Annotated in this window: 27 protein-coding genes; 4 read left to right on the top strand and 23 right to left on the bottom strand. The window is 48.5% G+C overall.

All coding sequences use genetic code 11. The features are described 5' to 3' along the window. Window positions 1–22: 22 nt before the first annotated feature. The 19 genes from prpC to yceD form a co-directional block, all read right to left on the bottom strand. Window positions 23–1,150, bottom strand: a complete 1,128-nt coding sequence (gene prpC, locus SD53_RS14375; protein ID WP_046520880.1) for a bifunctional 2-methylcitrate synthase/citrate synthase — start codon at window positions 1,148–1,150, stop codon at window positions 23–25. Between the two features lie 52 nt (window positions 1,151–1,202). Next, window positions 1,203–2,087 (bottom strand): methylisocitrate lyase, encoded by an 885-nt coding sequence (gene prpB / locus SD53_RS14370; protein ID WP_046520879.1) that lies wholly within the window; start codon window positions 2,085–2,087, stop codon window positions 1,203–1,205. Beyond that, window positions 2,080–2,766, bottom strand: coding sequence for a GntR family transcriptional regulator (locus SD53_RS14365; protein WP_046520878.1), 687 nt, complete (start codon window positions 2,764–2,766; stop codon window positions 2,080–2,082). The genes prpB and SD53_RS14365 overlap by 8 nt, the downstream gene beginning before the upstream one ends. Window positions 2,767–2,983: 217 nt before the next feature. Beyond that, window positions 2,984–3,694, bottom strand: coding sequence for a DUF4386 domain-containing protein (locus SD53_RS14360; protein WP_046520877.1), 711 nt, complete (start codon window positions 3,692–3,694; stop codon window positions 2,984–2,986). 535 nt (window positions 3,695–4,229) lie between these two features. Then, the gene (locus tag SD53_RS14355; RefSeq protein ID WP_046520876.1) at window positions 4,230–5,009 is read right to left on the bottom strand and encodes a TatD family hydrolase; all 780 of its coding nucleotides are present in this window, start codon (window positions 5,007–5,009) and stop codon (window positions 4,230–4,232) included. Window positions 5,010–5,061: 52 nt separating this feature from the next. Further along, window positions 5,062–5,388, bottom strand: coding sequence for a PilZ domain-containing protein (locus tag SD53_RS14350; RefSeq protein WP_046520875.1), 327 nt, complete (start codon window positions 5,386–5,388; stop codon window positions 5,062–5,064). 12 nt (window positions 5,389–5,400) lie between these two features. Continuing rightward, a complete protein-coding gene (holB, locus tag SD53_RS14345; RefSeq protein ID WP_046520874.1) occupies window positions 5,401–6,324 on the bottom strand; it encodes a DNA polymerase III subunit delta' in 924 nt (307 codons plus the stop codon). Further along, window positions 6,299–6,946 carry a dTMP kinase gene (gene tmk, locus SD53_RS14340; protein WP_046520873.1) on the bottom strand — a complete coding sequence of 216 codons (648 nt, stop codon included), beginning with the start codon at window positions 6,944–6,946 and terminating at the stop codon, window positions 6,299–6,301. The genes holB and tmk overlap by 26 nt, the downstream gene beginning before the upstream one ends. Next, window positions 6,943–7,968 carry an endolytic transglycosylase MltG gene (gene mltG / locus SD53_RS14335; RefSeq protein ID WP_052749391.1) on the bottom strand — a complete coding sequence of 342 codons (1,026 nt, stop codon included), beginning with the start codon at window positions 7,966–7,968 and terminating at the stop codon, window positions 6,943–6,945. The genes tmk and mltG overlap by 4 nt, the downstream gene beginning before the upstream one ends. Then, a complete protein-coding gene (gene pabC, locus SD53_RS14330; protein WP_157850024.1) occupies window positions 7,965–8,729 on the bottom strand; it encodes an aminodeoxychorismate lyase in 765 nt (254 codons plus the stop codon). The genes mltG and pabC overlap by 4 nt, the downstream gene beginning before the upstream one ends. Before the next feature lie 102 nt (window positions 8,730–8,831). Continuing rightward, entirely contained in the window at window positions 8,832–10,070 is a 1,239-nt protein-coding gene (gene fabF / locus SD53_RS14325; protein ID WP_046520872.1) for a beta-ketoacyl-ACP synthase II, read from the bottom strand. A gap of 120 nt (window positions 10,071–10,190) precedes the next feature. Next, window positions 10,191–10,427, bottom strand: coding sequence for an acyl carrier protein (gene acpP / locus SD53_RS14320; protein WP_008898948.1), 237 nt, complete (start codon window positions 10,425–10,427; stop codon window positions 10,191–10,193). Between the two features lie 61 nt (window positions 10,428–10,488). Then, the gene (locus SD53_RS18960; RefSeq protein WP_277619436.1) at window positions 10,489–10,623 is read right to left on the bottom strand and encodes a hypothetical protein; all 135 of its coding nucleotides are present in this window, start codon (window positions 10,621–10,623) and stop codon (window positions 10,489–10,491) included. Between the two features lie 111 nt (window positions 10,624–10,734). Beyond that, window positions 10,735–11,481 (bottom strand): 3-oxoacyl-ACP reductase FabG, encoded by a 747-nt coding sequence (gene fabG / locus SD53_RS14310; RefSeq protein WP_046520870.1) that lies wholly within the window; start codon window positions 11,479–11,481, stop codon window positions 10,735–10,737. Between the two features lie 14 nt (window positions 11,482–11,495). Next, window positions 11,496–12,431, bottom strand: coding sequence for an ACP S-malonyltransferase (gene fabD / locus SD53_RS14305; protein ID WP_046520869.1), 936 nt, complete (start codon window positions 12,429–12,431; stop codon window positions 11,496–11,498). Between the two features lie 19 nt (window positions 12,432–12,450). After that, a complete protein-coding gene (locus SD53_RS14300) occupies window positions 12,451–13,410 on the bottom strand; it encodes a beta-ketoacyl-ACP synthase III (protein WP_046520868.1) in 960 nt (319 codons plus the stop codon). Between the two features lie 6 nt (window positions 13,411–13,416). Then, entirely contained in the window at window positions 13,417–14,457 is a 1,041-nt protein-coding gene (plsX, locus tag SD53_RS14295; protein WP_173425702.1) for a phosphate acyltransferase PlsX, read from the bottom strand. Between the two features lie 6 nt (window positions 14,458–14,463). Beyond that, window positions 14,464–14,631 carry a 50S ribosomal protein L32 gene (rpmF, locus tag SD53_RS14290; protein WP_008898943.1) on the bottom strand — a complete coding sequence of 56 codons (168 nt, stop codon included), beginning with the start codon at window positions 14,629–14,631 and terminating at the stop codon, window positions 14,464–14,466. Window positions 14,632–14,649: 18 nt separating this feature from the next. Beyond that, entirely contained in the window at window positions 14,650–15,177 is a 528-nt protein-coding gene (gene yceD / locus SD53_RS14285) for a 23S rRNA accumulation protein YceD (protein WP_046520867.1), read from the bottom strand. A 207-nt stretch (window positions 15,178–15,384) separates the two neighbouring features. Here yceD and SD53_RS14280 point away from each other — a divergent pair, with 207 nt between their 5' ends. After that, window positions 15,385–15,978 carry a Maf family protein gene (locus SD53_RS14280; RefSeq protein ID WP_046520866.1) on the top strand — a complete coding sequence of 198 codons (594 nt, stop codon included), beginning with the start codon at window positions 15,385–15,387 and terminating at the stop codon, window positions 15,976–15,978. Window positions 15,979–16,036: 58 nt separating this feature from the next. Here the strand turns inward: SD53_RS14280 and SD53_RS14275 are convergent, their stop codons facing one another. Both SD53_RS14275 and rluC read right to left on the bottom strand, forming a co-directional pair. Continuing rightward, window positions 16,037–16,684: an HAD family hydrolase gene (locus SD53_RS14275; RefSeq protein ID WP_046520865.1), complete on the bottom strand. Its 648-nt coding sequence runs from the start codon at window positions 16,682–16,684 to the stop codon at window positions 16,037–16,039. Next, window positions 16,684–17,643, bottom strand: a complete 960-nt coding sequence (gene rluC, locus SD53_RS14270) for a 23S rRNA pseudouridine(955/2504/2580) synthase RluC (protein ID WP_046520864.1) — start codon at window positions 17,641–17,643, stop codon at window positions 16,684–16,686. Before rluC ends, SD53_RS14275 begins: the two co-directional genes overlap by 1 nt. A 605-nt stretch (window positions 17,644–18,248) precedes the next feature. On the opposite strand from rluC, the gene rne reads away from it, so the two are divergent. Both rne and SD53_RS18875 read left to right on the top strand, forming a co-directional pair. Beyond that, window positions 18,249–20,372 carry a ribonuclease E gene (gene rne / locus SD53_RS14265; protein WP_241481811.1) on the top strand — a complete coding sequence of 708 codons (2,124 nt, stop codon included), beginning with the start codon at window positions 18,249–18,251 and terminating at the stop codon, window positions 20,370–20,372. Then, window positions 20,297–21,352 carry a ribonuclease E domain-containing protein gene (locus SD53_RS18875; protein WP_241481810.1) on the top strand — a complete coding sequence of 352 codons (1,056 nt, stop codon included), beginning with the start codon at window positions 20,297–20,299 and terminating at the stop codon, window positions 21,350–21,352. The genes rne and SD53_RS18875 overlap by 76 nt, the downstream gene beginning before the upstream one ends. Window positions 21,353–21,431: 79 nt before the next feature. On the opposite strand, the gene SD53_RS14260 is transcribed toward SD53_RS18875, so the two are convergent. Together SD53_RS14260 and SD53_RS14255 are read right to left on the bottom strand one after the other, a co-directional pair. Next, entirely contained in the window at window positions 21,432–22,475 is a 1,044-nt protein-coding gene (locus SD53_RS14260; protein WP_052749389.1) for an alpha/beta fold hydrolase, read from the bottom strand. Window positions 22,476–22,478: 3 nt separating this feature from the next. Next, on the bottom strand, window positions 22,479–23,492 hold the full coding sequence (locus SD53_RS14255) for a serine hydrolase domain-containing protein (protein ID WP_046520863.1): 1,014 nt from the start codon (window positions 23,490–23,492) through the stop codon (window positions 22,479–22,481). Between the two features lie 255 nt (window positions 23,493–23,747). On the opposite strand from SD53_RS14255, the gene SD53_RS14250 reads away from it, so the two are divergent. After that, window positions 23,748–25,841, top strand: coding sequence for a winged helix-turn-helix domain-containing protein (locus SD53_RS14250; RefSeq protein WP_046520862.1), 2,094 nt, complete (start codon window positions 23,748–23,750; stop codon window positions 25,839–25,841). Window positions 25,842–25,869: the final 28 nt, after the last annotated feature.

Here is a 25,869-nt window from a genome sequence, read left to right as displayed (position 1 = left end):
GTAGTTTGGGTATTTGATACTATTATCTTTGCGCTATTGGCTTAACACTACGTGGTTCCACACCTGTATATTCCGCGCTTGGGCGAATAATACGGTTGTCGGCACGTTGTTCCATCACATGGGCCGCCCAGCCTGTTAAACGCGAGCAGACAAAAATAGGCGTAAAGAGTTTGGTTGGAATACCCATGTAGTTGTAAGCCGAAGCGTGGAAGAAATCTGCGTTACAGAACAGTTTTTTCTCGCGCCACATGACACTTTCACAGCGCACTGAGATGTCATACAAAGAGGTGTCGCCATTGGCTTTCGCCAGCTTTTCTGACCATTCTTTGATCACCGCATTGCGAGGATCGGATTCGGCATAAATGGCATGACCAAAACCCATAATTTTCTCTTTGCGCTCCAGCATGCCTAATAACTTGGCTTCGGCATCATCCGGATTGTCCATCTTTTCAATCAGTTCCATCGCCGCTTCGTTAGCGCCACCGTGCAGAGGGCCACGTAACGAGCCGATAGCGCCAGTGATGCACGAGTGCATATCACTTAAAGTTGAAGCACAAACCCGGGCGGTAAAAGTCGAGGCATTAAACTCATGCTCTGCGTATAAAATCAGTGAAGCGTTCATCACATCGGTGTGTAACTGTGTTGGTTTTTCACCATGCAAAGTCCAGAGGAACTGCTCAGCAATAGAATCCGCTGCTGTTTCTACTTCAATACGTTTTCCGTTGTGGCTGAAGTTATACCAGTAATTAATTAAACCAGGGAAAATCGCCAGTAAACGGTCGGTGGCATCGTGTTGCTGAGCAAAACTCTGCTCAGTTTCTATGTTACCGAGCATAGAGCAACCTGTGCGCATCACATCCATAGGATGAGCTGATGCAGGAATACGCTCCAACACTTCTTTCAGTGCCTGTGGCAGGTTACGCATCGCCTTTAAGCGTTGTTTATAGGCGGCCAGTTCAGCTTGGTTCGGTAACTCGCCTTTTAAAATCAGGTGCGCTACTTCTTCAAATTCACAGTGAGCGGCTAAGTCTTTGACATCATAACCACGGTAAGTCAGGCCTGAACCTGTTTTGCCTACTGTGGATAAAGCGGTTTTACCTGCGATTTGGCCACGTAAACCCGCGCCTGATAATTCTTTTGCGTTCGCCATCTTGTCTCTCCGTTTTTAATTGGTTCTGTTGATCTGATGAATACGGTTTGAACTACTTTTTACTGGCAAATAAGGCGTCCAGTTTTTGCTCGTAGCTGTGATAATTGAGGAAGTCGTAGAGTTCAGCCCGGGTTTGCATGCTGTCCACTACTGCTTTTTGATCGCCGTTGGCCAAAATAGACTCGTATACATTGAGGGCAGCTTTGTTCATAGCACGGAAGGCACTGAGTGGATACAACACCATATCCACACCCACGCCAGCCAGCTCGGCTTTGTTAAACAGCGGCGTTTGGCCAAACTCGGTGATATTGGCAAGCACCGGCACTTTTAACGCCTTGGTAAAGGCCTGATACTGCTCCAAGGTGTAGACGGCTTCGGCAAAAATGGCATCAGCCCCTGCGGCTTCACAGGCTAAAGCGCGTTCGATGGCCGCTTCTAAACCTTGTTGTTGTAACGCATCGGTGCGCGCCATGATAAAAAAGTTTTCGTCTGTTCTGGCATCGACGGACGCCTTGACACGATCCACCATTTCATCCAACGATACAATTTCTTTGTTCGGTCTGTGACCACAACGCTTTTGCGCCACCTGATCTTCAATATGAAAACCTGCAGCACCAGCTTTGGTCATTTCTTTCACTGTACGGGCAATATTAAAAGCACCACCCCAACCTGTGTCCGCATCGACCAGCAATGGCAGTTGTGTCGCACCTGTAATACGGCGGATATCTTCACAAACATCGTTTAACGAGGTCATGCCTAAATCCGGCAAACCAAAAGAGGCATTCGCCACACCTGCACCTGATAAATACAGGGCTTTATGACCGACACGCTCCGCCATCATGGCGGTGTAGGCATTAATAGTGCCGACCAACTGTAACGGAGTGTTGTCTTTGATTGCCTGACGAAGCAGAGCGCCAGCGCTTTTTACATTAGTCATGTGAAGTCCCCTGTTGAAGTAATTGTTGTTCAATATTACGTCTGGATGCGGCGATATGACGGCGCATCAGTAAATCGGCAAGCTCGCCATCCCGGTTGGCAATGGCGTTAATAATAGCTTTGTGTTCGTCAAAAGCCCGCGACACCCGGGGGCCATTCATACCAAGCTGCACCCGATACATCCGCACCAGAAAATACAGCTCGTCACTTAAAATGTTGATGAGATATGGATTTTTACTACCCAAAATGACGCGGTAATGAAAGTCGACATCACCGGCTTCCTGATAATAACTTTCCCCTTCGCGCACCCTTTGTGTCGACAAATGCTGATCCAAAAGCGCTCTGACTTCTGCAATATCCTGCTCTGTCATATGCTCTGCCGCCAAACGACAAGCCAGGCCTTCCAGCTCTTCACGCAGTTGATACAAAGAACGTAAACCTTCAATCGACAGCTTCACCACCCGGGCACCGGCGTTGGGTGTGCGTTCGATTAAATGACAGCGCTCCAGACGCGCTAAAGCTTCCCGCAAAGGTGCACGGCTTAAGTCATAACGCCGCGCCAGTTCAGGCTCACTGATTTTAGTTCCAGCCGGAATATCACCTTCTACTATGGCGGTGCGAATTTGCACCAGTACCCGGTCGGCTGCAGTAATAGCCTGTTTAAACTCAGTAGCAAGCATTGGATTGTCGACAATTATAAAAAAGTAATGACGTTTTACGCCTGATAATCTGTTTGGTCAAGCAAAAACCAGCCGTTATGTCGACATAAAGACTAAAGTACGAGAGGAGCTTGTATGGAATTATGGACGATTTCAACCGGAGTTAGTGTTTTTCAGTGAAACACGAGGTTGCTCCAGGCTGTGACAGCAACCTCCTCATCGGACAGCACAGACATAGTTAGCTATGTTGCCATTTCGAGCTGTGAATACCTTTGATCATCATCCACAGGCTCAGTGTCAGCTCCCCGGCTAAAACCGGCAGCATGATCCAGGGGAATAAGTGCGACGCCAGATCTGCTGCCAACAACAGGGCCAAACTATTGATCAGGTAACACAAGCCTGCCAGCGCCAACATGCCCCCAATAATAGCAGGGAAAAAACCAGACTTGATGATCAGATAACCACGCAGCAAACAGGCCAAGGCAAAGAAAATCAAGCCTATGCCAAAACCATAAGCATGCAGCTCAATAGCCAAGGCAGACCAAGCCGCTAACTGCTCTGCAGAGAACACAGAGGCTGTAGCCGTGCCAGCCAACAACACTAAAGGCACGACCAACAACAACTTATTGGCAACTAACATTGCTGTTTGGATCAGGTTAAAAAAAGTAGCCATCAGATTCAGCCCCGCATTCACCCGTTTAAACAGCAAATAGAACAACACGATCACGGGAATATCCAGTAACTGCATGGTTAAATCCCCGACTATGCCAAGGCCCCATAAACCTGGTGCCGCAGTAATATTCTGTGCCGTGGCTGTGGCGTCAGTTGGCACCAGCATGGATCCCCTGACTATCAATTCACCAAAAAGCCCCAGCATGATAATAGCCAGATAAAATACACCGCCCAAACGAACATAAAATTGTAGTTCTTGCTCAAAGCTAGGTTTCATACCAGTATCCTTGGTTAGTGGGGATTAATAAATGAACAGAATCAATTATTTACACTGACAGAGTTGAGCTGAAAAAGAAAGAGACCGGTCGATAAAGCACCACTTGCCTTTGACTTACCTGCCTTCAAAGACCAAAAAGAACAAGCAAGCTGACGCAGTTTAGCTTAAAGATTTTGCAGTTTTTATTAGATTAATTTTTTCTAAAATTAATAGAGTGTAAAAACTTTAGCATCTATAGCAATAATGTGACAAAGGTCTTCACTTTGCCGCAAAAGCTTATTTGGCCTGAGGCGGAGTGGATAACTTGGGGATAACCAGGGTATAACATCAGGATAAACCCTGACTTCTGTTTCCAATTGAAGCAGTTAAAATGCAAAAGCCTGCGCAGGAAATTTTTGCAGCTTTGTCTACACTAAACCTCAGTAAGTTAACCTGTTTGTCCTCTTTGGTTCCGTATAGCGCACGGCTCATGTAGATGAGCCATTCCCCTAAGCCCAGAATGGATCCCTTGATTCTGGGCTACTTTTCTTCTTCGTTAAGCTCTTTTAACCGATTGAAACAGTTGATAAAAATTTTCTGTCGTTTGTTCTGCCAGCAACTCAACACTGACCTGACGCTGTTCAGCAATACAAGCAGCCACAGCGCTGACATAAGCGGGTTGATTAGTTTTACCACGATAAGGTACAGGGGCCAGATAAGGTGAGTCGGTTTCAATTAATAAGCGATCAGCCGGAAGTTGTCGGGCCACAGCACGCAACTCATCGGCATTACGAAAAGTCACTATGCCGGATAATGAAATATAAAAACCCAAATCCAAAGCCGCTTTTGCAGTCTCCCAATCTTCGGTAAAGCAGTGCAACACGCCACCACAATCAGCAGCGCCACCTGAACGCAATAAATTCAACGTATCGGCTCTGGCATCGCGGGTATGCACTATGAGAGGTTTTTTCAGTTCACGTGCAACCGCAATATGAGCGGCAAAGGCTTCTTGTTGAATGGCCTTGCTGTCCGGGCTGTAAAAGTAATCCAGGCCCGTCTCACCTACTGCAACTACCGCAGGATCAGTACAATAACGACCTAATACATCGATATCGATTTGGTCTTGCTGGTGCAATGGATGTTCACCACAAGAGATGGATACCTGCGGATAAGCCGCCACCAGTTGTTTCATTGCAGGAAACTCGTTCAGACTGACCGAGACACACAGCATATGTTCTACTTTAGCGGCGGCAGCTTGTTGTAAAACTTCAGGCAGGGTCAGAGCTAATTTGTCCCACTCCAGACGATCCAGGTGGCAATGCGAATCAACAAACAAAAGATTTCTCCAAAACGTTCACTAACAATAGCCAGAAGATGGCTTTATAGAGTTAAAGGCTATAGGTGGCTTCAGTCGAATCCAACATACCACCTAATAATTTCTCGATTTTGTCCTGCAACTGAAACTTATCATCGATAAAAGCCACGCCAATACCTGCGGGCGTCGAGCTTTGCGCCCCCTGGGGCGTCAACCAGGCCACTTTACCAGAGACCCTGATAGGCTCCAGTGCATCAGGCAATGTCACTACTAAAGATAGCGAATGCCCCATACGATAAGGTCTGGCGGTGCGCACAAATAAACCGCCATTTTTCAGAAATGGCATATAGCAGCGGTACAGCTCTTTCAGCTCGGTAAAATCCAGTTGGATTTCTTCCACAATAAGCTCCTGTTACAACAAGGCTGTGCGCATTTGCACTAACAAGGCCGATAAATTCAGCGCAGCATTTTGCCCTGAAATCAACTGACGGTCACGGCCCCATTGCTGCAAAGACAACAACAACTGATGGTGTTTCAGTTGCATCTCCGCCCCTTTCTGCCATAACTCCTGCCGCACAAACCAGAACAAGGTGGAAGGCAATTGGTCAGTGTCAGGTAAATGGGCCAGCAGCTCATACATATCTAACTGAGCCGACACGAACTTCTTCAGCATAACCAATTGTGCAGAAATTGCAGCCGCTTCGTCGTTTTCTAATAACTTCAGCGCCAATAAAGGCGCACCACCAACGTATTGCAGTAAAAAGTCCGGGACCGGCCTGCTGCTGTGCTCCTGTAACCAGCGCTCTATGACTTCACCATAGACCGGAGCCAAAGCCCAGCTTTGACAACGACTTAAAATAGTCGGCAATAGCTGAGCCGGGTGGGCACTTTGTAACATCAAAAAACTGTTTGCCGGTGGTTCTTCCAGAGTTTTTAATAAGGCGTTGGCCGCAGCCTCAGTCATCAGTTCGGCCTGTGGAATAAGCGCCAGCTTCACCCCACCTTGCTGCGATGCCCCCTGCATAAACTGTCCCAAAGCACGTATCGGATCGACCCCAATACTGCTGCTGCCTTCGGTCGGCAATTGCCACAGGTCCGGGTGATGGCCTGAGTCCATCAACTGACAACTTTTACATACCCCACAAGGCTGGTGCTGTTGTGGTTTTTTACAAAGCAAATAAGCGGCTAGCCTTTTGGCCAACTGCTGTTTGCCTATGCCTGCAGGCCCTGTCAGCAATAACGCATGATGCAATTGCCCTGCCGCTGCCAGTTCTGTCAGTTTGTAGTAATAAGAGTCCAGCCAGGGAAAATCAGACATCAGGTCGTAACGAGCCATGTTGATAAGCCTGCTGCAATGCATTCAGGATCTGACGCTGCACCTGTTCTATTGACTGACTGGCATCAATAGTGATGATATGAGGTTCAGCGGCCGCTATTTGTTGATACTTAGCGCGGGTACGCTGGAAAAAGGCCAGTTGTTCCAGCTCAATCCGATCCAGCTCACCACGGGCCTGAGCCCGTTGTAAGCCAATAGCAGGGTCTATATCCAGATACAAGGTCAGATCGGGGGTTAATTGCCCCAGTACGGCCTGACGGATGGTAGTAATCAGCGTTTCATCCAGTTGACGGCCACCGCCCTGATAAGCTCGGGAGGAGAGATCATGACGATCGCCTAACACCCAGCAGCCTCGCTGTAAAGCGGGTTGGATCACTGTTTTTACCAACTGCACACGGGACGCATACATCAGTAATAATTCAGTTTCAGGCGCGACCTGTTCATCCTGAACCTGTTTCACCAACATACGGATTTGCTCGGCTAAAGGAGTGCCTCCTGGCTCACGGGTGCTGATAAATTTGATCTGATGTTCGTTCAGCCACTGCTCAATAGTGCGGATAGCGCTGGTTTTACCTGCGCCCTCCAGCCCCTCCACGACGATAAAACGCCCCTGTGTTGTCATTGTTTTTTCTTTCCAAAAATATACTGCTGTACCGCGGCATTGTGCTCTTTTAGTGTACGGGAAAACTGATGGGTGCCATCCCCTTTTGAGACAAAATAGAGCCAGTCGGTTTTTGCCGGCTGCGCCGCAGCGAGAATAGAGCTGCCGCTTGGTGCTGCTATTGGGCCTGGCGGTAAGCCAAAATGCTGATAGGTATTGTATGGGTGCGGATTACGTAAATCGGCTCTGGTGATATCACCATTAAAACTATCACCTAAACCGTAGATCACCGTCGGATCGGTTTGTAATTTCATACCAAGTGCCAACCGATTGACAAATACCGAGCTGACTAAGGTTTTTTCCGGCTCATGACCGCTTTCTTTCTCGACGATCGAAGCCATGATCAGCAACTCATAAGGATTTTTATAAGGCAATTCAGCCTGACGATTGTCCCAGGCCTGCTGTAAACGTTGGATCAACAGTTCATTGGCACGTTTTAATAAGGCGGTGCTGGTGCTGTTGGCGGTATAGTTATAAGTTTCAGCAAAAAACAAAGCTTCGGCATTGGCAGGTTTATTGCCCCAGGCTTCAGGCCAACTTGCCAGTTCAACTAATGCGGCGTTGTCGGTCACATCATGCTGTAAATACTCAGCTTCAGCTAAACGCTTTATGCTTTGGCTTAAGGTTTCACCCTCTTTAATGCTGAATGCAAACTGTGCCACTTTACCGCTGGCAAATAACCGCAGCAGATCTAACAAGCGGATAGGTTTTTGCTCAGTGGGCACTTTGTATACGCCCTGATGCAGTTTTGAAAGCTCTGGATGTAAACGCAAATAAATAGATAACCAGCGGCACTGGGTGGCACTCAACAGGTTTTGTTGCTGCCACTGACGACACAGTTTCATCGCACTGTCGCCCGCTTTAATTTCGATATAAGGCTCAGTCAGAGCCAGGCTAGTTTGGCTGTATTGTTGCCAGATATTGGCTAAACCAAAACAACAGACCAGGGAAACCAGCAGTACAACAAATAAAGTTCGGATCAAAGCTCAACTCCGCAGACAAACTGGCGCACCAGTTCCATATCTTTAGTTTGCCCGGCAAATTCTGTGACCGGTACTACACCCATCAGGGCATTACAAATCAACAAAGCATCCGCCTGTTGCAGATCTGCCAACGAATAACGCGCCTCAGTGACCTGACGCTGACTCATCAGATGCTGTCGCATTACACCATTGATACCAGCCTGATCCAGCTTAGGCGTAAACCACTGACCATTTTTACTAAACATCAGATTAGCGGCAGAGACTTCAATCACAGCGCCACTTTGATCGAACACCACCAGCTCATCAAAACCAGACTGCGCTAACTCAGCTTTAATCAGCACCTGCTCCAGCCTGTTATTGTGCTTCAGCCCCGCCAACGCAGGTTGTTGTGCTAACTTAAAATCAGCAATACCCAGACGAAGCCCCTGCTGCTGCCAAAGACTGTAATCAGGTAAAGTCGCGGTGCTAATATAACAACAAGGCACATCAATTCCCTGCGGACTGTATCCCCGGCCAGCCTGACCACGGCTAATTAATACTTTTATCACCTGCTCAGAGGCTGAAATAGCCTGCTGAACCCGATGAGTTAGTTCATCGGTATCAAAAGCATGGATCAACAAGGCTTTGGCACCCGATACCAGACGCTGCAGATGCAAATTCCACAGCATAACTTTGCCGTCTTTTACCTTGATTGTGGTAAAAAGCCCGTCACCATACTGAAAGCTACGATCGGTCGTGTCGGGAGTTTGCACATAGAGCATTAACGCCAGTCCAAAGGGGGTGGAAAATTCTGGCCGAAAGTATGCCTGAAATCGGTGAGTTTGGAAATGCAGGGCCAGCATTGAAGTGCTGACCCTGAAACGTCAGATTTTCTTAAACAGAATAGAACCGTTGGTACCACCGAAACCAAAGGAGTTACATAAAGCGTATTCCAGTTTGGCATCTCGGGCGGTATGGGGTACATAGTCTAAGTCACAACCTTCGTCCGGATTATCCAGGTTGATGGTTGGCGACACTTTCTGGTCAAGCAGTGACAAAATGGTGATGATAGATTCAACAGAACCTGCCGCACCTAACAAGTGCCCCATCATCGACTTACTGGAACTGACCATCAATCCTTCTGGCTTGGCACCAAAAATAGATTTAATCGCCATAGTTTCCGCAATATCACCTGCCGGTGTGGATGTGCCATGCGCATTGATGTACTGCACCTGTTCGGCGTTAACACCCGCATCGCGTAAAGCGTTTTTCATCGCAAGAGCTGCACCACGGCCATTTTCCGGTGGTGAGGTCATATGATAGGCGTCACCACTCATACCAAAACCGACCAGTTCAGCATATATTTTTGCGCCGCGGGCTTTGGCATGTTCGTACTCTTCCAGCACCACCACACCAGCACCGTCACCTAACACAAAACCGTCACGGTCTTTGTCCCATGGCCGACTGGCCTGCTGTGGTGCATCGTTACGGGTAGATAAAGCACGGGCTGCACCAAAGCCTCCCATACCTAAAGTGGTTGATGCTTTTTCTGCACCACCTGCAATCATCGCATCTGCGTCGCCGTAAGCTATCATACGGGCCGCCTGACCAATGTTATGCACACCAGTAGTACAGGCCGTCACTATGCTGATGTTTGGACCTTGCAGACCTAACATGATGGATAAATGCCCTGAAATCATGTTGATAATGGTAGAAGGCACAAAAAACGGCGATAAACGACGTGGGCCGCTGTTGAGTAATTTGGCATGGTTTTCTTCAATTAAACCTAAACCACCAATACCTGAACCTACAGCCACACCAATACGTTCGGCATTTTGCTCGTTAATTTCCAGTCCGGAATCTTTAAAAGCCTGCACACCGGCAGCGACACCGTACTGGATAAATAAATCCATTTTTTTGGCTTCTTTGGCCGGGAAAAACTGTTCGACGTCAAAATTTTTGACTAAGCCAGCAAATTTAGTGGTGTAAGCCTCCGGATCAATATGATCAAACAGCGCTATCCCACTTTGGCCTTGTAATAAAGCCTGCCAGGTCGACGTTACATCGTTCCCCAGGGGCGTTAGCATACCTAAGCCCGTCACAACCACTCGACGTTTTGCCACAGAATCCTCCGCAGTCTGATTTATTCTTTATTGCTGATCCGCTTCTGCATTTGATACGTAGCAGACAGCTTCAGAAACAAAAACGGGTAGCAGAGGCTACCCGTTTTGTCAGCTCATCGTTTACTCAGCGTGAGCTTTGATATAGTCGATAGCAGACTGTACCGTTGTAATTTTTTCAGCTTCTTCGTCTGGGATCTCTGTATCGAATTCTTCTTCCAGAGCCATCACTAATTCTACTGTGTCCAGAGAGTCAGCGCCTAAATCGTCAACGAAAGAAGATTCATGCTTCACTTCTTCTTCTTTAACGCCTAACTGCTCGATGATAATTTTTTTAACGCGTTCTTCGATGTTGCTCATCTTTTCTTCCTTTTTCTCATGTAAATCGCAACAATTGGTGCAATTTTGTGTGGCGGCTAGTTTATGCGTAAGCCCGGTTTGTTGCAAGCAAAGGCATCGCCTTTTCCTGCTGGTCAAACCATTTACCTTCGTCATTGAAGCTGCAGCTTTGTTGACTGCGCTCTATCGCCCCAATCACATAGATAGCTATGCTCATGGGGACTCTTCGCTTATCGTCGCGCTGCAACATCAATGCCTTTGGTAAACTTACCTTCGTCATTGAAGCTGCAGCTTTGTTGACTGCAACTTCAGCAACGCTGGCAAGGGCTTACACCATATACATACCGCCGTTGATATGGATGGTTTCACCCGTAATATAGGCTGCCGGACCTGAGGCCAAAAAGGCTACAGCGGCCGCTATCTCTTCCGGCTTGCCCAGGCGATTCGCCGGGACCTGGCTGAAAATGGCTTCTTTTTGCTCTTCTGACAATTCTTTGGTCATATCGGTGTCGATAAAACCCGGTGCAATAGCGTTTACAGTAATACCACGCGACGCCACTTCTCTGGCCAATGACTTGGTAAAACCTAACACGCCCGCTTTCGCTGCAGCGTAGTTGGTCTGCCCGGCATTGCCCATAGAACCTACTACTGAACCTATGCTAATGATCCGGCCGTGACGCTTTTTCATCATGCTGCGCAGCACAGCTTTACTTAAACGGTACACTGATGTCAAATTGGTTTGCATAATGTCGAACCATTCTTCTTCTTTCATGCGCATCAACAGGTTATCGCGGGTAATACCAGCGTTGTTCACCAGAATGTCAATGTCGCCAAACTGAGCTTTAATGGTCTCTAAACATTGTTCAATCGACTCTGCATCGCCGACATTTAACACCAGGCCTAAGCCTTTGTCACCTAAATAAGCGGAAATAGCGGCCGCACCTGATTCAGTTGTTGCAGTTCCAACCACTTTAGCGCCTAACGCAGCTAATTGTTCAGCAATAGCACGGCCAATACCGCGGCTTGCGCCCGTGACTAACGCGACCTGACCTTCTAACGAAATAAATGGAGTCATTGTTTCTAAACCTTTTATTCTGCAGCTAAAGCGTCTTTTAATGACGCTACATCTGTGACTGAAGCTGTGTTCAGCTCTTTATTAATACGTTTAATCAAGCCACTTAATACCTTGCCCGCCCCCAGCTCAATCACTCTGTCCACGCCTTGTGCAGCTAAAAACTCGATACTCTCGGTCCAGCGCACCGGACTATACAACTGGCGCACTAACGCATCTTTGATGGCTGCGGCATCTGAAGCGACAACCACATCGACATTGTTCACTACAGGTATGACAGCCGTATGAAAGGCAATGCTGTTTAAATCATTCGCCAATTTATCGGCGGCTGGCTTCATTAACGCGCAGTGCGACGGCACAGACACAGGTAAAGGCAGCGCACGTTTGGCACCTGCGGCTTTACAAAGTTCATTGGCACGTTCAACCGCAGCTTTATTACCGGCAATCACCACCTGACCTGGTGAGTTAAAATTAACCGGCGACACCACTTCACCCTGAGCCGCTTCTTCGCAAGCTTTTGCAATCAGCGCATCGTCCAAGCCAATAATGGCTGACATAGCACCAGTGCCAGCAGGCACTGCCTGTTGCATATACTGACCACGTTTTTCTACCAGCTTAACGGCATCAGATAAGCTCAACACACCGGCGCACACTAAAGCCGAGTATTCACCTAAAGAGTGACCGGCTAAATAAGCGGGTGTTGCACCGCCCTGCTCCAGCCATACCCGATACACCGCCACTGAGGCTGTTAATAATGCCGGCTGAGTGCGATGGGTTTCGTTTAATTCAGTCTCAGGGCCATTGGCCACCAGGGCCCATAAGTCATAACCTAAAGCCTGGGATGCTTCGGCGAAGGTATCGCGTACACTAGCAAATTCAGCATAAAGTTCGGCTAACATGCCAACACTTTGTGAGCCCTGTCCAGGGAATACCAATGCAAGTTTATTGTTCATCATTGTTCCTGCAACTAGATTAATAACGTATTAAAGCCGAAGCCCAGGCAAAACCACTGCCAAAAGCTTCAAGCAATATAGTTTGTCCACGCTGAATACGACCATCACGGATGGCTTCGTCTAAGGCTGTTGGCACTGTGGCTGCTGAGGTATTGCCGTAGCGGTCCAGGTTAATCACCACCTGATCCATCGACATCTCCAGTTTACGGGCTACAGCCGAGATAATACGCAAATTGGCCTGGTGCGGTACTAACCAGTCAATTTGGGATTTATCCATCTGATTAGCAGCGAGGGTTTGCTCCACCACTTCAGATAAACGGGTGACAGCCACTTTAAAGACTTCATTGCCTTTCATCGCCCCCCAGGAATTGTGCACTGAAGCTTCATCCCCACGGATAGGATTATCGACATACAATAATTCGGAGTATCTGCCATCGGCATGAATATGAGTGGATAAAATACCTGGCTGCGCTGAGGCTTCTAAAATCACAGCGCCTGCCGCGTCACCAAATAAAATCACCATGCTGCGATCTTCAGGGCTCATTAAGCGCGATAAACAATCGGCGCCTATCACTAATACCCGTTTAGCCATACCACTTTTGACATATTGATCAGCAACGCTTAAGGCGTAACAAAAGCCAGCACAGGCGGCCGCTACGTCAAAAGCCGGAATGCCGGGCATATCCAGTTCACGCTGCACTTCGCAGGCAGCACTTGGCAAAGCCCGTGCAGCACTGGTGGTCGCCATCACAATCATATCGATGGAATTTTTGTCGATGCCTGCGGCTTCAATAGCTTTTAATGCAGCCTGGGCGCCCATAGTGGCGACAGTTTCATTGTCCGCGATAATACGGCGTTCTTTGATACCAGTACGTTCGATGATCCACTCGTCTGTGGTTTCGACCATGGTTTCGAGATCAGCATTGGTTCTGACCTGAGACGGAAAGTAACTTCCGGTTCCAATAATGCGTGAATACATTGGGCCCTACGCTTTGTCAATTAATACGTGTTCCAGCCTGTCTTTGATCTTCACCGGCACCTGGCGTTCAACCTCGCGCACGGCCTGACGGATGGCACTAAGAAATGCTTCTTTTGTCGCATTTCCATGACTTTTCACTACAATTCCGCGCAATCCTATCAGACTTGCCCCGTTATACTGGTCGGGGTTCACGCCCAAAGACATACTTTTCAGGAAAGGTTTGATTAGCCAGCCGAAAAGTTGTGCAGACATCGAGTTTTTCAGCGCAGTTTCTAAACGTTTTAAGATAAGTTTCGCCACACCTTCGCAGGTTTTCAGCGCTACATTACCGACAAAACCATCGCAGACAATCACATCGGCTTTGCCGGAAAAGATGTCATTGCCTTCGATATAACCAATGTAATTGATATCCGCGCATTCGGATAACAATAAGGAGGTGCGTTTGATTTGGTCCGACCCTTTAATTTCCTCTTCGCCCATGTTCAGCAAGGCGACTTTAGGTCTGGAGATACCTTCCACCTCTTCAGCCATCACGGCGCCCATCACGGCAAACTGAAATAAAGTATCTGAATCGCAATTGACAGTGGCGCCTAAGTCCAGCATAAAAACCGGACTACCAGCGGTCGAAGGTAAGCTGCTGATTAATGCAGGACGCTCCACCCCGTTGAGCATTTTCAGCACAAAATGCGCCATTGCAATCAAAGCTCCGGTATTACCGGCACTGACACAGGCAGCCACTTTATTCTGCTCGACTAAATCCAGGGCAATACGCATCGACGATTGGCGTTTGTTGCGCAAAGCCACAGAGGGTTTATCGGTCATCAGCACAGTTTGGGATGCATGCTGAACAGAAAGCTGAGGGTGGTTTAAATAACCCGCTTGTTCAAGTTCGGTAGTCAGCAGTTCGGCGTCGCCGCAGAGAACTAAATCTACATGAGGAAATTCACACAGCGCTTCTATGGCTGCAGGAAGGGTTGATTGGGGGCCATGGTCGCCCCCCATCATGTCTAAAGCTATCTTAAGTCGTAGTGGTTGCAACGAGTGCATCCAAACTTACTTAATTACTTTACGACCTTTGTAGTAACCATCTTCAGTGATGTGGTGACGACGGTGAGTTTCACCTGAAGTTGCGTCTACAGACAGCGTTGGCCCAGTCAACGCATCATGAGAACGACGCATGTCACGTCTTGCACGAGATTTTTTGTTTTGCTGTACAGCCATTGCCTTTCTCCTAAAAAACTATTTTTTCTTCAATTCTTGCAATATTGCAAATGGGTTCGGTTTTTCTGGTTCTGGTTCTATTTCTCCCCAGCTCATCTGCACTTTGGCCGGATCACAGGATCCTTCGTCGTGCATCGGAAACAGAGGTAAAGCCAGAATTAATTCGTCCTCAACCAATTGCCTCAAGTTAACTTCGCCGTGTTCGTTTTTTTCGACCACTTCGTAGCGCTCTGGAATATCATCGTGAGCCGAATCGTGATCACTCCGGACTGGAGTGTATGCAAAACTGCTGTTCAGTTCCAGACTCATGGGCTCGCTACAGCGTTCACATGTAACCTGAACCTGACAATGGGCTTGTGCTTGAATATACACCAGACCTTGTTCATCAGTTCCACAATGTACTACTACGTCTACATCACCCTCAGAACTTACTAGCGACTCCGTTAATCTGGTTAAATTTACCAGCGGAATTATGCCGTCGAACGTAGAACGTTTTTGCGCGGCACGCGTTGGGTCAAGGGTAATTGGAATTTTTACCTTTTGCATAAGGCGCGCATCATATAGATCGAGGCTAAAGCTGTCAAAGGATTCCTGCCTCTTTTTTGTTAATTTTCCGGTCTAAACTGCTGTTCTGGCGGCTATTGTGGCATCTACCAGCCTGAGTCAGCGTTGTTTGAGCCTGCGGAGTCAACAAAGTTGCAACTTCGCTCAGGAAAGGTATAGTGCGGCGCATTGTCCCAACGAGGTGTTTTTATGTCAACTCAAGCTTTGTATTTAGCCTCTACTTCCGTGTATCGTAAGGCGTTACTGGAAAAACTTACACCGAACTTTTCTACGGCCAAACCTGAAGTCGATGAAACCCCTTTGCCGGATGAGACACCGGAGCAACTGGTCAGCCGCCTGGCTGTATTAAAAGCCCAGGCTGTGGCGGATACCTTAACTGAAGGTTTGGTGATTGGTTCTGATCAGGTCGCCGTATTTAACGGCCACATTCTGGGTAAACCTCATACGGCTGAAAATGCCTATAACCAGTTAAAAAGCTTCAGCGGTCATACAGTCACTTTTTTAACCGGCTTAGCGTTGGTCAACGCCCACACCAAACAGCATCAGCTTTGTGTTGAGCCTTTTAAGGTGCATTTTCGCCAGTTAACCGATGCGGAGATCCTTGCTTATATAGAAAGAGAACAACCGCTAAACTGTGCCGGTAGTTTTAAAAGTGAAGGCTTAGGTATCAGTTTGTTTACAAAGCTCGAGGGCGACGACCCCAATAGCTTAATAGGCCTGCCACTGATTCGTTTGCTGGAGATGCTTCGTCATGAAGGCGCAGATTTGTTAACCAACCCTTGAGTTACACATCTGACGGGCAGGCACAAAACCCGCCCTTACGGCAGTGACTGCATCCTATTCAAAGCACTGTTAACAGCTCTGGCAACGAGTCAATAATAGCTCTGGGTTGATACTGGCTCAATTTGGCTCTGTCGTGGGCACCGTGAGTCACCGCAATACGGGGCATTTCGATCGCCAGTGCCATGGCCATGTCGTGAATGCTGTCTCCGACCATCACGGCACGATGCGCTGGCAACTTCAGTTCAGTCAGAATTTGTTGCAGCATATCAGGGCTGGGCTTGGATTGTGCTTCATCAGCGCAGCGACTGGCGCTGAAATAGCGCTCCAATCCGGTTTCTGCCAACATCCTTGTCAATCCTTTACGGGCTTTCCCTGTGGCCACAGCTAACAGAACACCTTGTTGTTTCAGTGCAGACATCACCTGCTCTGCCCCATCAAACAAGGGCGTTGGTGGATGGTCGTGTGATAGATACTGCTCGCGGTAATGCTCAAATACCGTCTGGCGCTGCGTGGCATTGATACCAGGAAATAAAATATCAAACACAGGGTCCATGCTCAGGCCAATGATTTGTTTGACCTGATGCTCAGTCGGCACCGCTAAGCCGGACAATTCAGCCGCAGCGCGCATCGAGGAGACAATCCGGCCCACTGAGTCCATCACTGTGCCGTCCCAGTCAAAAACCACTAAAGCGATATCCGAACTCATTATTTTCTCTTTAATTTTTCCAGCACACTACTTAATGCGTTGTCCAACGGCGCATCACAGGTGAGTACTTTACCCGTTCCCGGATGAGTAAAACTCAGGGTTTTGGCGTGCAGGTACAAACGATTTAATCCGAGTTTTTGCATTTGAGCGGTAAATTCGTTGTCGCCGTATTTATCATCACAGGCAATCGCATGCCCTTTACAGGCGGTATGCACCCGGATTTGATGAGTACGGCCTGTAACAGGAAAAGCTTCCACTAAGGTGCCTTCCTCGTAACGCTGCAGAATTTTAAAGCGGGTTTCCGAAGGTTTGCCTTGTGCTTCATCAACCCGCACCACCCGCTCACCACTTTGTAAGGTGTTTTTTCGCAGCGGCTCTGTGACTTTTTTAATTTTGCTGTCCCACTGGCCTGCCACTAAAGCCCAGTATTTTTTCTCGACCGTTTTTAAGCGCAACTGTTCATGCAGATGAGTCAGTACCGAACGTTTTTTCGCAATCAGTAAACACCCTGAGGTATCCCGGTCTAAACGGTGCACTAATTCCAGATGACGGGCGGTTGGACGTAAGGCCCGTAATGCTTCAATCACGCCAAAAGATAAACCGCTGCCACCATGCACTGCCATACCCGTAGGTTTGTTTAACACTATTAAATCGTTGTCTTCAAAAAGAATATGACTTTCGAGGTTTTTTACCATCGAAAGCCCCACAGACACCGGCTCTTTTTCCGGCTCGTCATGCAACACTAAAGGTGGCACACGTACCTGATCACCAGCTTGTAGTTTGTATTCAGGTTTTATCCGTTTTTTATTAACCCGCACTTCACCTTTGCGCAAAACCCGATAAATCACACTCTTTGGTACGCTCTTCAGCCGTGCCATTAAGAAGTTATCTATACGTTGACCGGAATAATCTTCTTCTACATCAATATATTGCACCGGAGTTTTGATAGTTTCAGTCATGCGTTTCAGTTACTCTGCTAAGCTTAAATTAAGTTGCTATTGGTCGCTAATTAGTGGGATAATTATCGGGCTAATTATGCCAAAAACGGCAATTAGGGCGCTCAAAGTGACGTAAGAGAAAATGTGAGGCACCGTTCGGGAGGCAGATCATACCGAATTCGTTGGGAAAACCAACGTATTTATCCTCTGCGAACGAGAATAACGCTATTTGTCTGAAGTAATGCTGCGTAATTTATTACTGACAGAGACAAAACACAGCTTCCGGTCACTTAGGCAAAAAAAAAATTGCGACAACGCAGCGCGGTATCGCGCGATCTCTGTGTCAGATCACAGCAAAAAACATTTAAGTGCGGCCCTGACAAGGCGGCGCCAAAACTACCTGAACTGTTCAGGTTCGAGTAAGGTGATAAGCAAGCTCGCTATGACGGACTCCGCTCCTCAGAAAAAGCCACAGCAATCAACCTGAAGCACCAGCAGGCAAAGTAGTAAATGAGTTAGCTCAAGCATCCCCAGTCGAGAGACTGCAGCATTGATATGTTTGACCATCTGAAACGCGGACGCAGGATGTCGTTGCGTTGTGGCCTATGCAATAGAGTCACAAAACAATGAAAAGAATGTTAATTAACGCCACGCAGGAAGAAGAAATCCGCGTAGCTCTTGTCGATGGACAAAAATTATACGACCTGGATATCGAAAGCCCAGGACACGAACAGAAAAAAGCCAATATCTACAAAGGAAAAATCACCCGGGTTGAACCCAGTCTGGAAGCAGCTTTTGTTGATTATGGCTCTGAACGCCATGGCTTTTTACCTCTGAAAGAAATCTCCCGCGAATATTTCCCAGCCGGTTACACCTTCGACGGCCGCCCAAACATCAAAGAAGTAGTCAAAGAAGGTCAGGAAGTTATTATCCAGATTGATAAAGAAGAACGTGGTCAAAAAGGCGCCGCCTTAACCACATTCATCTCTTTGGCTGGTTCTTATTTAGTACTGATGCCTAACAATCCTCGCGCCGGTGGTATTTCCCGTCGTATTGAAGGTGACGAGCGTCAGGATTTAAAAGATTCACTGGATCAGTTACAACTGCCAGACGGCATGGGTTTAATAGTACGTACCGCTGGTGTGGGTAAATCTCACGAAGAGCTGGATTACGACTTAAAAGCTTTGTTGAAGCACTGGTCTGCTATTACCCACGAAGCACAAAACCGCCCTGCTCCATTTCTGATCCATCAGGAAAGCAACGTGGTATTCCGTGCTATTCGTGACTATCTGCGCCGTGACGTCGGTGAAATACTGATCGACAACCCACGCATTTTTGAAGAAGCCAAAGTCTATATTCAGCAGTTCCGTCCTGATTTTGCCCACCGCGTCAAAATGTATCAGGGCGAAGTGCCGCTGTTTATGCACTTCCAGATTGAAACCCAGATTGAATCCGCCTTCCGCCGTGAAGTGCGTTTACCTTCTGGTGGCTCTATCGTCATCGACAGCACCGAAGCTTTAACGGCCATTGACATCAACTCGTCAAAAGCCACCAAAGGCGGTGATATCGAAGAAACAGCCTTTAATACCAACTTAGAAGCGGCCGATGAAATTGCCCGTCAGTTACGTTTACGTGACTTAGGTGGTTTGATTGTGATCGACTTCATCGATATGACGCCGGTTCGTCATCAACGTGAAGTAGAAAACCGCTTAAAAGACGCGGTAAAACAAGACCGTGCCCGCGTGCAGATTGGCCGTATTTCACGTTTTGGTTTATTGGAAATGTCACGTCAGCGTTTACGTCCTTCGCTGGGTGAGTCGGCCACTCATGTCTGTCCACGTTGTCACGGCCGCGGCACTATTCGCAGCACCGAATCTTCTGCTCTGTCGATTTTACGTTTAATCGAAGAAGAAGCCATTAAAGACAACACCAGTCAAATTCATGCGCAGGTGCCGGTGTCTGTCGCCACTTACCTGATGAATGAAAAACGGGATTCAGTGCGCCGTATTGAAAGCCGTCACGGCATCCGGATTTACATCATTCCTAACGAACATATGGAAACGCCAAACTATGAAGTGACGCGCATTCGTATCGACGAAGAGATTGAAGAGTCCAGCTACAACATGGTGAAAGCTCCTGCGGCCACCAGCGCTGTGTATCATCCTATTGGCGAAAACGTCAAAGAAAAGCCAGCAGTCTCTGCTATTAATATGGCTGACGCCTCAGCCGCTGCGCCTGCTCCGGTCGCTCGCAAAGCTGAAGCTGTAGCAAAAGATACAGGCCCTGGCTTGGTTGAGTCTGTCGTAGGTTGGTTTAAATCTTTATTCGCTGCTGCACCTGCACCAGAGAAAAAAGCAGAAGAAGCACCACGTCGTAGCAACAACCGCGATAACAACAGACGTCGTAACAACAAAAATCGCCGCCGTCAGGAAGGGGATGAAAAAGTTGCCAAAGACGACAACGCTGCTCCGGCCAAAGCAGAGCGGCCAAATGAACGAAATCAGGAGCGTACAAGCGAACAACGTTCCGACGACAGGATAAACCTCGTCAGGAACGCGGCGAACGAGCTGAGCGCCCAGAGCGTCATGACCGCCAGGAGCAGAAAAAACCTGCGTCTGAGCGTCCGGCTCCGGTCAAAGCCGCAGAGCATGACGAAGATCACAACACCAAGCTGGTGGAACGTCGTCAACGTCGTCAGATGCGCAAGTCTGTGCGTCATGAAAAAGAAGCGGTGGAAGCCGCAGCAGTAACAGTAGAAGCTGCTGTTAGCACTGCTCATGTGCTGGAAACTGCAGTAGTAGCTCCTGTTGTGATTGACACTGTAGCTGCAGACATGGCCGTTGCCACAGTGGATGAAGCAACAACTGAACCTGCTGCGGTTCAGGCAGAGCTGGTTGAAACTGTACAGGCTGAGATCACTGATGCAGACACTACAGATGCAGAAAAAGATCCAACTGAAGGCCGCAGCCGCAGCCGTCGTTCTCCACGTCACTTGCGTGCCGCGGGTCAGAAACGCAAAAAAGAACAGCAGGATCAGGAAGCTGAAGAAGCATTAGCGGCCCGTTACCCTGAAGAGCAGGACACTGTGGTCAGCACTGAACAGCAACTGGATTTACCTATAGCTGAAGCTGTGGTGGAAACTGCTGTGGTGGAAACAGAGGCAGAAACAACTCCAGTGGCTGCAGAAACTGCTGCGGTAGTAGCTGCTCCGGTCGAAACAACTCCGGTGGCTGCCGAAGTTGCTGTAGTCGTGGACGCACCGGTAGAAACAACTGCAGTGCCTGCAGAAGTTGCTGTCCCTGTGGACGCACAGGTAGAGACAACTCCAGCGCCTGTAGAAACTGCCGTAGCTGTGGCAATGCCAGTAGAAACTGCTGCTGTTGCTGAGGTACAAGCGCCAGTCGCAGAGGCTCCAGCAGAAACTACTGCTGTGGTGGAGGCAACTACAGAAGCAGAAGAGGCTCCGAAAGCTAAACCCCGTAAAGCTCCTGCGAAAAAAGCAGTGGCTGAGGTAAAAGTGACGGCCGCTTCAGGCAACAGGTATGCCAATATGGTCACAGCAGATATGACCAAACCGGTAGTGAAAGCTGAAACTCAGGCTGTAGTGCAACCTACAGCCATGGCCAACAGTGACCGCCCTCTGGTGATTAGCTCAGAACGTCCGGCTGGCTCAGCGTCCGCCCGTCAAATGAGTGTCGCGCCTATGACCAAACCTGGTGCAGTTGAATAAACTGTAGTCAGAACAGAAAAAGCCACCGCAAGGTGGCTTTTTTGTTAGCGCAGGTGCAGAGCGGATGACCCAGCGTTATTTAGTCAGCCGCAAAATAGGCCTGTATTTTGTCCAGTACCTGCTGACGAATATCATCCTGTTCAAACAATAGCTCATGCTTAGCGCCTTTGATCGGCTGTAAACCACCGACACAACCTGAATCAGGGTTTTCGGCCAACAGAGTACAAAACTGCTGCTGAGCGGATGCCGACACTATGCTATCCAATTCAGCCTGCATCAGCAGTAGTGGTATTTTGATCTTTGCTGTTTGCTGTTGCATCTGCGGTAACACAGCACAAGCCGCATTCAACCAGCCCCAGGTCGCCCCACCTAATTGCAACTGTGGGTTTTGCTGATACAACTCTTGCATCCACTGATAACGCACTTCCGACCCTGTCAGTTCATTGCCTTCAAATGGTCTTGTGTCGTAGGCTTTGTCTACAAAACCTGCATAACCTTCTGTTGAAAATACCGAGACCAGACTGGCCAGACGACAGGCATCAGCCTCATCATAAAACAGCTTGCCATTGATACCATGCATTGGAGCAGACAAAGCCGCTTTTTGAAACACCTGCGGATGCTGTTGTAAATACAAAGTACTGATAGCACCGCCCATAGAGTGGCCTATCAAATACAAAGGCTGCTGCGCTGGCTGCGCCAGCAGCACGCGACTGATCAGTTGATGCATATCATCGACATACTGCTGGAAAGCCTCAATATGACCTTTATGTGGGTTAGCGGTTAGACGCTCTGACAAGCCCTGCCCTCTGTGATCAAACATCAGCACCTGATAACCTTGCTGTGTCAGCTCATAGGCCAGTTCCTTATACTTCAGATAAGACTCAGTGCGGCCGTTGACCACCACAACAGTGGCTTTTGGTATTGCTGCATTTTGCGCTGCGCTCAGCAACACATAATGAATATGGCTGCCATCCTGCAATTTGAGCTGCTGAGGCTGTACAGTCTGCCAGAACGGTGCGATCTGCTGCTGATAACGCAGCGTAAATTCATCGGCTCGCAGCAGCGGAGAGGCCAATACATTGGCTGCAAGCGCAACACAAAGCACAGCAGAGGTCAGTTTCATACGTCATCCTTTTGGGTTTTGGCTCAGTATTTTAATCAGAGTTTCTCTTAAGCTGTCGTGGTAATAAGCGGCTCTGGCAAAATCAGCCGGGTCTAACGATTGGTTCTCCAGCACCACCAACGTCAGTTGCTGCTCTGGGAAATGGTTAAATACCGACACATAACCCGGAATATAACCGCCGTGACTCCACTCAGGACCAGCTGTAGTTTCGGCCACCTGTACACCATAGCCATAATAGACCTGGCCCCAACGATGTTGACGTCGCAGTTGAGCTGTGGTCATTTGCTGCACACTGGTTTTACTGAGCTGTTGTTGCATACACCAAGGCAATAGCGCCACCTCAGCAGCAGATGCGATCAGGCCACCACTGGGCTCAGCTTCGACCGGCATAAAGCCGCTGATCGCTTTCAGTTGCCCCTGCTCTTCATGCCAGCCCCCGGTTGCATCAGCAGCTTTGTCGGCAAAGCCAGCCTGGGTCATCTGACACTGCTGCAACACCTGATCAGCCAACTCAGCATAAGGCCGTTGTGTGACAGCCGTCAGAATTTGCCCCAGCAACTGGAAATTTAAATTGTGATAACGAAACTGACTGTAGTCTTGCTGAGTGGATATATCCACCAGACCAGAGCCATGACTCAATAAATCAGCCAGCCGCACTGAGGCTGCCCAGGGCTGTTTCAGTTCAGGTAAATAGCGCTTAACCGGAGCCTGCAGATCAAGGACACCAGCTTGCACCTGCTGCATCACTAAAATAGCGGTCAGGGTTTTACTGACAGAGCCCACGAAGAAGGCTGTGTGTGCAGTAAAAGGTTCACCCTGCGACGCAGCCCCCTGCTGATACTGCCATAACATGGTTTTGCCTTGCATCAATACTGCCGAGCCCCGAAAAGCTGGTCGACCAGCCAGTTCGGCCTTAGCCTGCTGGCTCAGCAGTGCAAAGTCTGAGACTGACCATCCGCTCGCCGCCAGCAGAGTGCCTGAAAACAATAAACAAGGAAGCTGGAAAAATTTAAGCATAAACAACTGACGTCTCGAATAAAACCATGATGAAAACACATTCAAATCGGCGCCAAGTCTACCTTGGGTTCCACGCTTTGTAACCACAATAAAGCCTGGTATTTGTAACTGGCAGCATCCGACTGTTACGCCGCCAGTCGGCAAAACTCCGTCTGACACCCTGATCGAAAAATGCATCGGGAAGACAAGAGTTTCTGCCTTTTTTGTGATACAAAGCTTAGCCTGAAGCTAAGCCAGTTTGCGGATTTTGAGAATATGTCTGAACACCACTCCCCAGTGCGACTTTCGTTTGGTCAACTGACCTTTGACAGCATCAGCCATGAGCTTAGCTCAGCGACTGAAACTTTGCGGCTGGAACCTCAGAGCTGTCAGCTATTGTTGCTGCTTATTGATGCAGAGCAGGGACAGTTGAGCCGGACACAGATCACTGAACGACTGAAGATCAGTGACAGTACTCTGACCAAGTCGTTGTCATCATTGCGTAAGGCTTTTGCCCAGTTAGATCCTGACACTGTCTATATTGAAACCTTGCCCAAAGTCGGTTACCGGTTGTGCCAGACGCTGACGCCTCAGGTCACAGCACCAGCAGAACCAGCAAGTGCTCATCAGCCTTCGGCAGTTGCCACTGTGCCGCCAGTTCAGCCGGCCGCAACACCGCCTGCTCCACAGCAGAATGTAAGCATCAAAACAACACTGCTCCTGGCAGTGCTGTGGACTGCCCCTTTGCTGTTTTTTGTGCTCTGGTTTTTTATTACTCTTGCGCCTGCGCCCGAACAATTGCCGACCCCTTATATCAATCCGCCTGTCGTGATCAGTTCAGAGCAAGGGATTGAGTATGATCTGAGCCTGAGCAAAGACGGTGCAACCTTAGTTTATCTGTCCAGAGATCCGGAAAAAACTCAGCTATTGCTGCAGCAAAATCGAACAAAACCAAGGTTGCTCGCTGAGGATAAAGCGCTGTCTGGCGCCGCTATCAGTCCTGATGGTTTGCAACTGCTGTGGGTAAAACAAAGCTCACAACGGTGCATCGTCGAGTGGTTGCATCTGGAAAAGCCACAACAGAGACAAACCGTAGCGCAGTGCGGTACGGATGCGCAGGTCAAAATCGCCTGGCAAAACGATAGTCAGGGTTTTTATCTGCGGGATAGAGCCGACAATACTCAACCCTACGCCTTGAGTCGTTATCAGTTCGCGACCGCAACCCAAGCGCAAGTGACCAGACCACTGCATGCAGAGAGTCCTGAGGGTGAACTTGCTTTCGCCGAATCCGATGATGGCAAAACCCTGGCCGTTGTGCGTGATTTGCCAAACCAGCACAGTGCCGTAGTGCTGCTCGATAGCAGCAGTTTTGCTGTGATAAAACAAAAAATCCTACCGTTCCGGGCCGGTAGTATTGACTGGTTAGCCAACAACCTGGTGCTAAGTAACGACGCTGAACTACTGCAATACAATACAACCACTGATGAGCTGGAGTTTTTATTTTATACCGGCCGTACCGTTCAGTCCCTTGCTGTGGTGAACCAGCAGATTTACTACACTGACTATGCGCAGGATGCGGACATCTGGCAACATGATTTAAACACGGACAAAGCCAGAATTCGCATCGGCAGTAGTAAAGTCGATCGGAGGCCGCAGGTGAATCATCAAGGCGATTTAGCCTTTTTAAGTCAGCGCAATGGTAAAGAACAAATTTGGTTACAACCTGCAGGCCAAAACGAATATCAACTGGCTGATTTACCGGGCGTCCCCGCTGTTGTCCGGTTGCAATGGTCACCGGATGGCGAGTCGCTGATTTTTAGCAAAGATGGTGCTTTATGGCAACTGATAGTCGCCTCAGGCCAAAGCAGGGTGTTGGTTGCGCCAGATAAACAAGTGGACGTGGCCAACTGGATGGAAGATGGCTCAGGCATTATTTACAGCAGTAAACAAAGCGGCGACTGGCAGTTATGGCAACTGGACCTGGCCACAGCAGTCAGTACTCAATTGACCCGGCAAGGTGGGTACAGTGGTTATCTGCACGGCTCTGTGCTGTATTTCACTAAGTATGAACAACAGGGGTTATTTGTGTTGGATCCAGCCCAAGGCGAAGAACGGCTGCTGATAGCCGGGTTTGATAAAAACAACGGTCATAGCTGGCGCTTCGCTGATGACAGCATTTATTACTATCAGCCCGGCCAGGGTATTCGTCAGTATCAGTTACTACATAAAACTGACCATCTGCTGCTATCTACACCGCAAGGTTTTGTGTCTGACTACGATGTACAAAACCAGCAGCTATTTTATGTCAAAGCCGCTATGCCCAAAGGCGATCTTTATAAACTGGAACCTGTCACTGAAAAAACAAAGTGACAGGCTAGAATAATCGAAGTCGTTTTAG

This window comes from Rheinheimera mesophila (genome assembly GCF_000986865.1).
Classification (GTDB): domain Bacteria; phylum Pseudomonadota; class Gammaproteobacteria; order Enterobacterales; family Alteromonadaceae; genus Pararheinheimera; species Pararheinheimera mesophila.
This window is presented reverse-complemented; position numbering and strand designations above follow the sequence as displayed.

Coding starts and splice junctions, on each gene's coding strand:
- prpC (WP_046520880.1), bottom strand. CDS start 1,150: ATGGCGAACGCAAAAGAATTATCAGGCGCGGGTTTACGTGGCCAAATC.
- prpB (WP_046520879.1), bottom strand. CDS start 2,087: ATGACTAATGTAAAAAGCGCTGGCGCTCTGCTTCGTCAGGCAATCAAA.
- SD53_RS14365 (WP_046520878.1), bottom strand. CDS start 2,766: ATGCTTGCTACTGAGTTTAAACAGGCTATTACTGCAGCCGACCGGGTA.
- SD53_RS14360 (WP_046520877.1), bottom strand. CDS start 3,694: ATGAAACCTAGCTTTGAGCAAGAACTACAATTTTATGTTCGTTTGGGC.
- holB (WP_046520874.1), bottom strand. CDS start 6,324: ATGGCTCGTTACGACCTGATGTCTGATTTTCCCTGGCTGGACTCTTAT.
- tmk (WP_046520873.1), bottom strand. CDS start 6,946: ATGACAACACAGGGGCGTTTTATCGTCGTGGAGGGGCTGGAGGGCGCA.
- pabC (WP_157850024.1), bottom strand. CDS start 8,729: ATGCTCTATGTGCAAACTCCCGACACGACCGATCGTAGCTTTCAGTAT.
- acpP (WP_008898948.1), bottom strand. CDS start 10,427: ATGAGCAACATCGAAGAACGCGTTAAAAAAATTATCATCGAGCAGTTA.
- SD53_RS18960 (WP_277619436.1), bottom strand. CDS start 10,623: ATGAGCATAGCTATCTATGTGATTGGGGCGATAGAGCGCAGTCAACAA.
- fabG (WP_046520870.1), bottom strand. CDS start 11,481: ATGACTCCATTTATTTCGTTAGAAGGTCAGGTCGCGTTAGTCACGGGC.
- fabD (WP_046520869.1), bottom strand. CDS start 12,431: ATGAACAATAAACTTGCATTGGTATTCCCTGGACAGGGCTCACAAAGT.
- SD53_RS14300 (WP_046520868.1), bottom strand. CDS start 13,410: ATGTATTCACGCATTATTGGAACCGGAAGTTACTTTCCGTCTCAGGTC.
- plsX (WP_173425702.1), bottom strand. CDS start 14,457: ATGCACTCGTTGCAACCACTACGACTTAAGATAGCTTTAGACATGATG.
- rpmF (WP_008898943.1), bottom strand. CDS start 14,631: ATGGCTGTACAGCAAAACAAAAAATCTCGTGCAAGACGTGACATGCGT.
- yceD (WP_046520867.1), bottom strand. CDS start 15,177: ATGCAAAAGGTAAAAATTCCAATTACCCTTGACCCAACGCGTGCCGCG.
- SD53_RS14280 (WP_046520866.1), top strand. CDS start 15,385: ATGTCAACTCAAGCTTTGTATTTAGCCTCTACTTCCGTGTATCGTAAG.
- SD53_RS14275 (WP_046520865.1), bottom strand. CDS start 16,684: ATGAGTTCGGATATCGCTTTAGTGGTTTTTGACTGGGACGGCACAGTG.
- rluC (WP_046520864.1), bottom strand. CDS start 17,643: ATGACTGAAACTATCAAAACTCCGGTGCAATATATTGATGTAGAAGAA.
- rne (WP_241481811.1), top strand. CDS start 18,249: ATGAAAAGAATGTTAATTAACGCCACGCAGGAAGAAGAAATCCGCGTA.
- SD53_RS14260 (WP_052749389.1), bottom strand. CDS start 22,475: ATGAAACTGACCTCTGCTGTGCTTTGTGTTGCGCTTGCAGCCAATGTA.
- SD53_RS14255 (WP_046520863.1), bottom strand. CDS start 23,492: ATGCTTAAATTTTTCCAGCTTCCTTGTTTATTGTTTTCAGGCACTCTG.
- SD53_RS14250 (WP_046520862.1), top strand. CDS start 23,748: ATGTCTGAACACCACTCCCCAGTGCGACTTTCGTTTGGTCAACTGACC.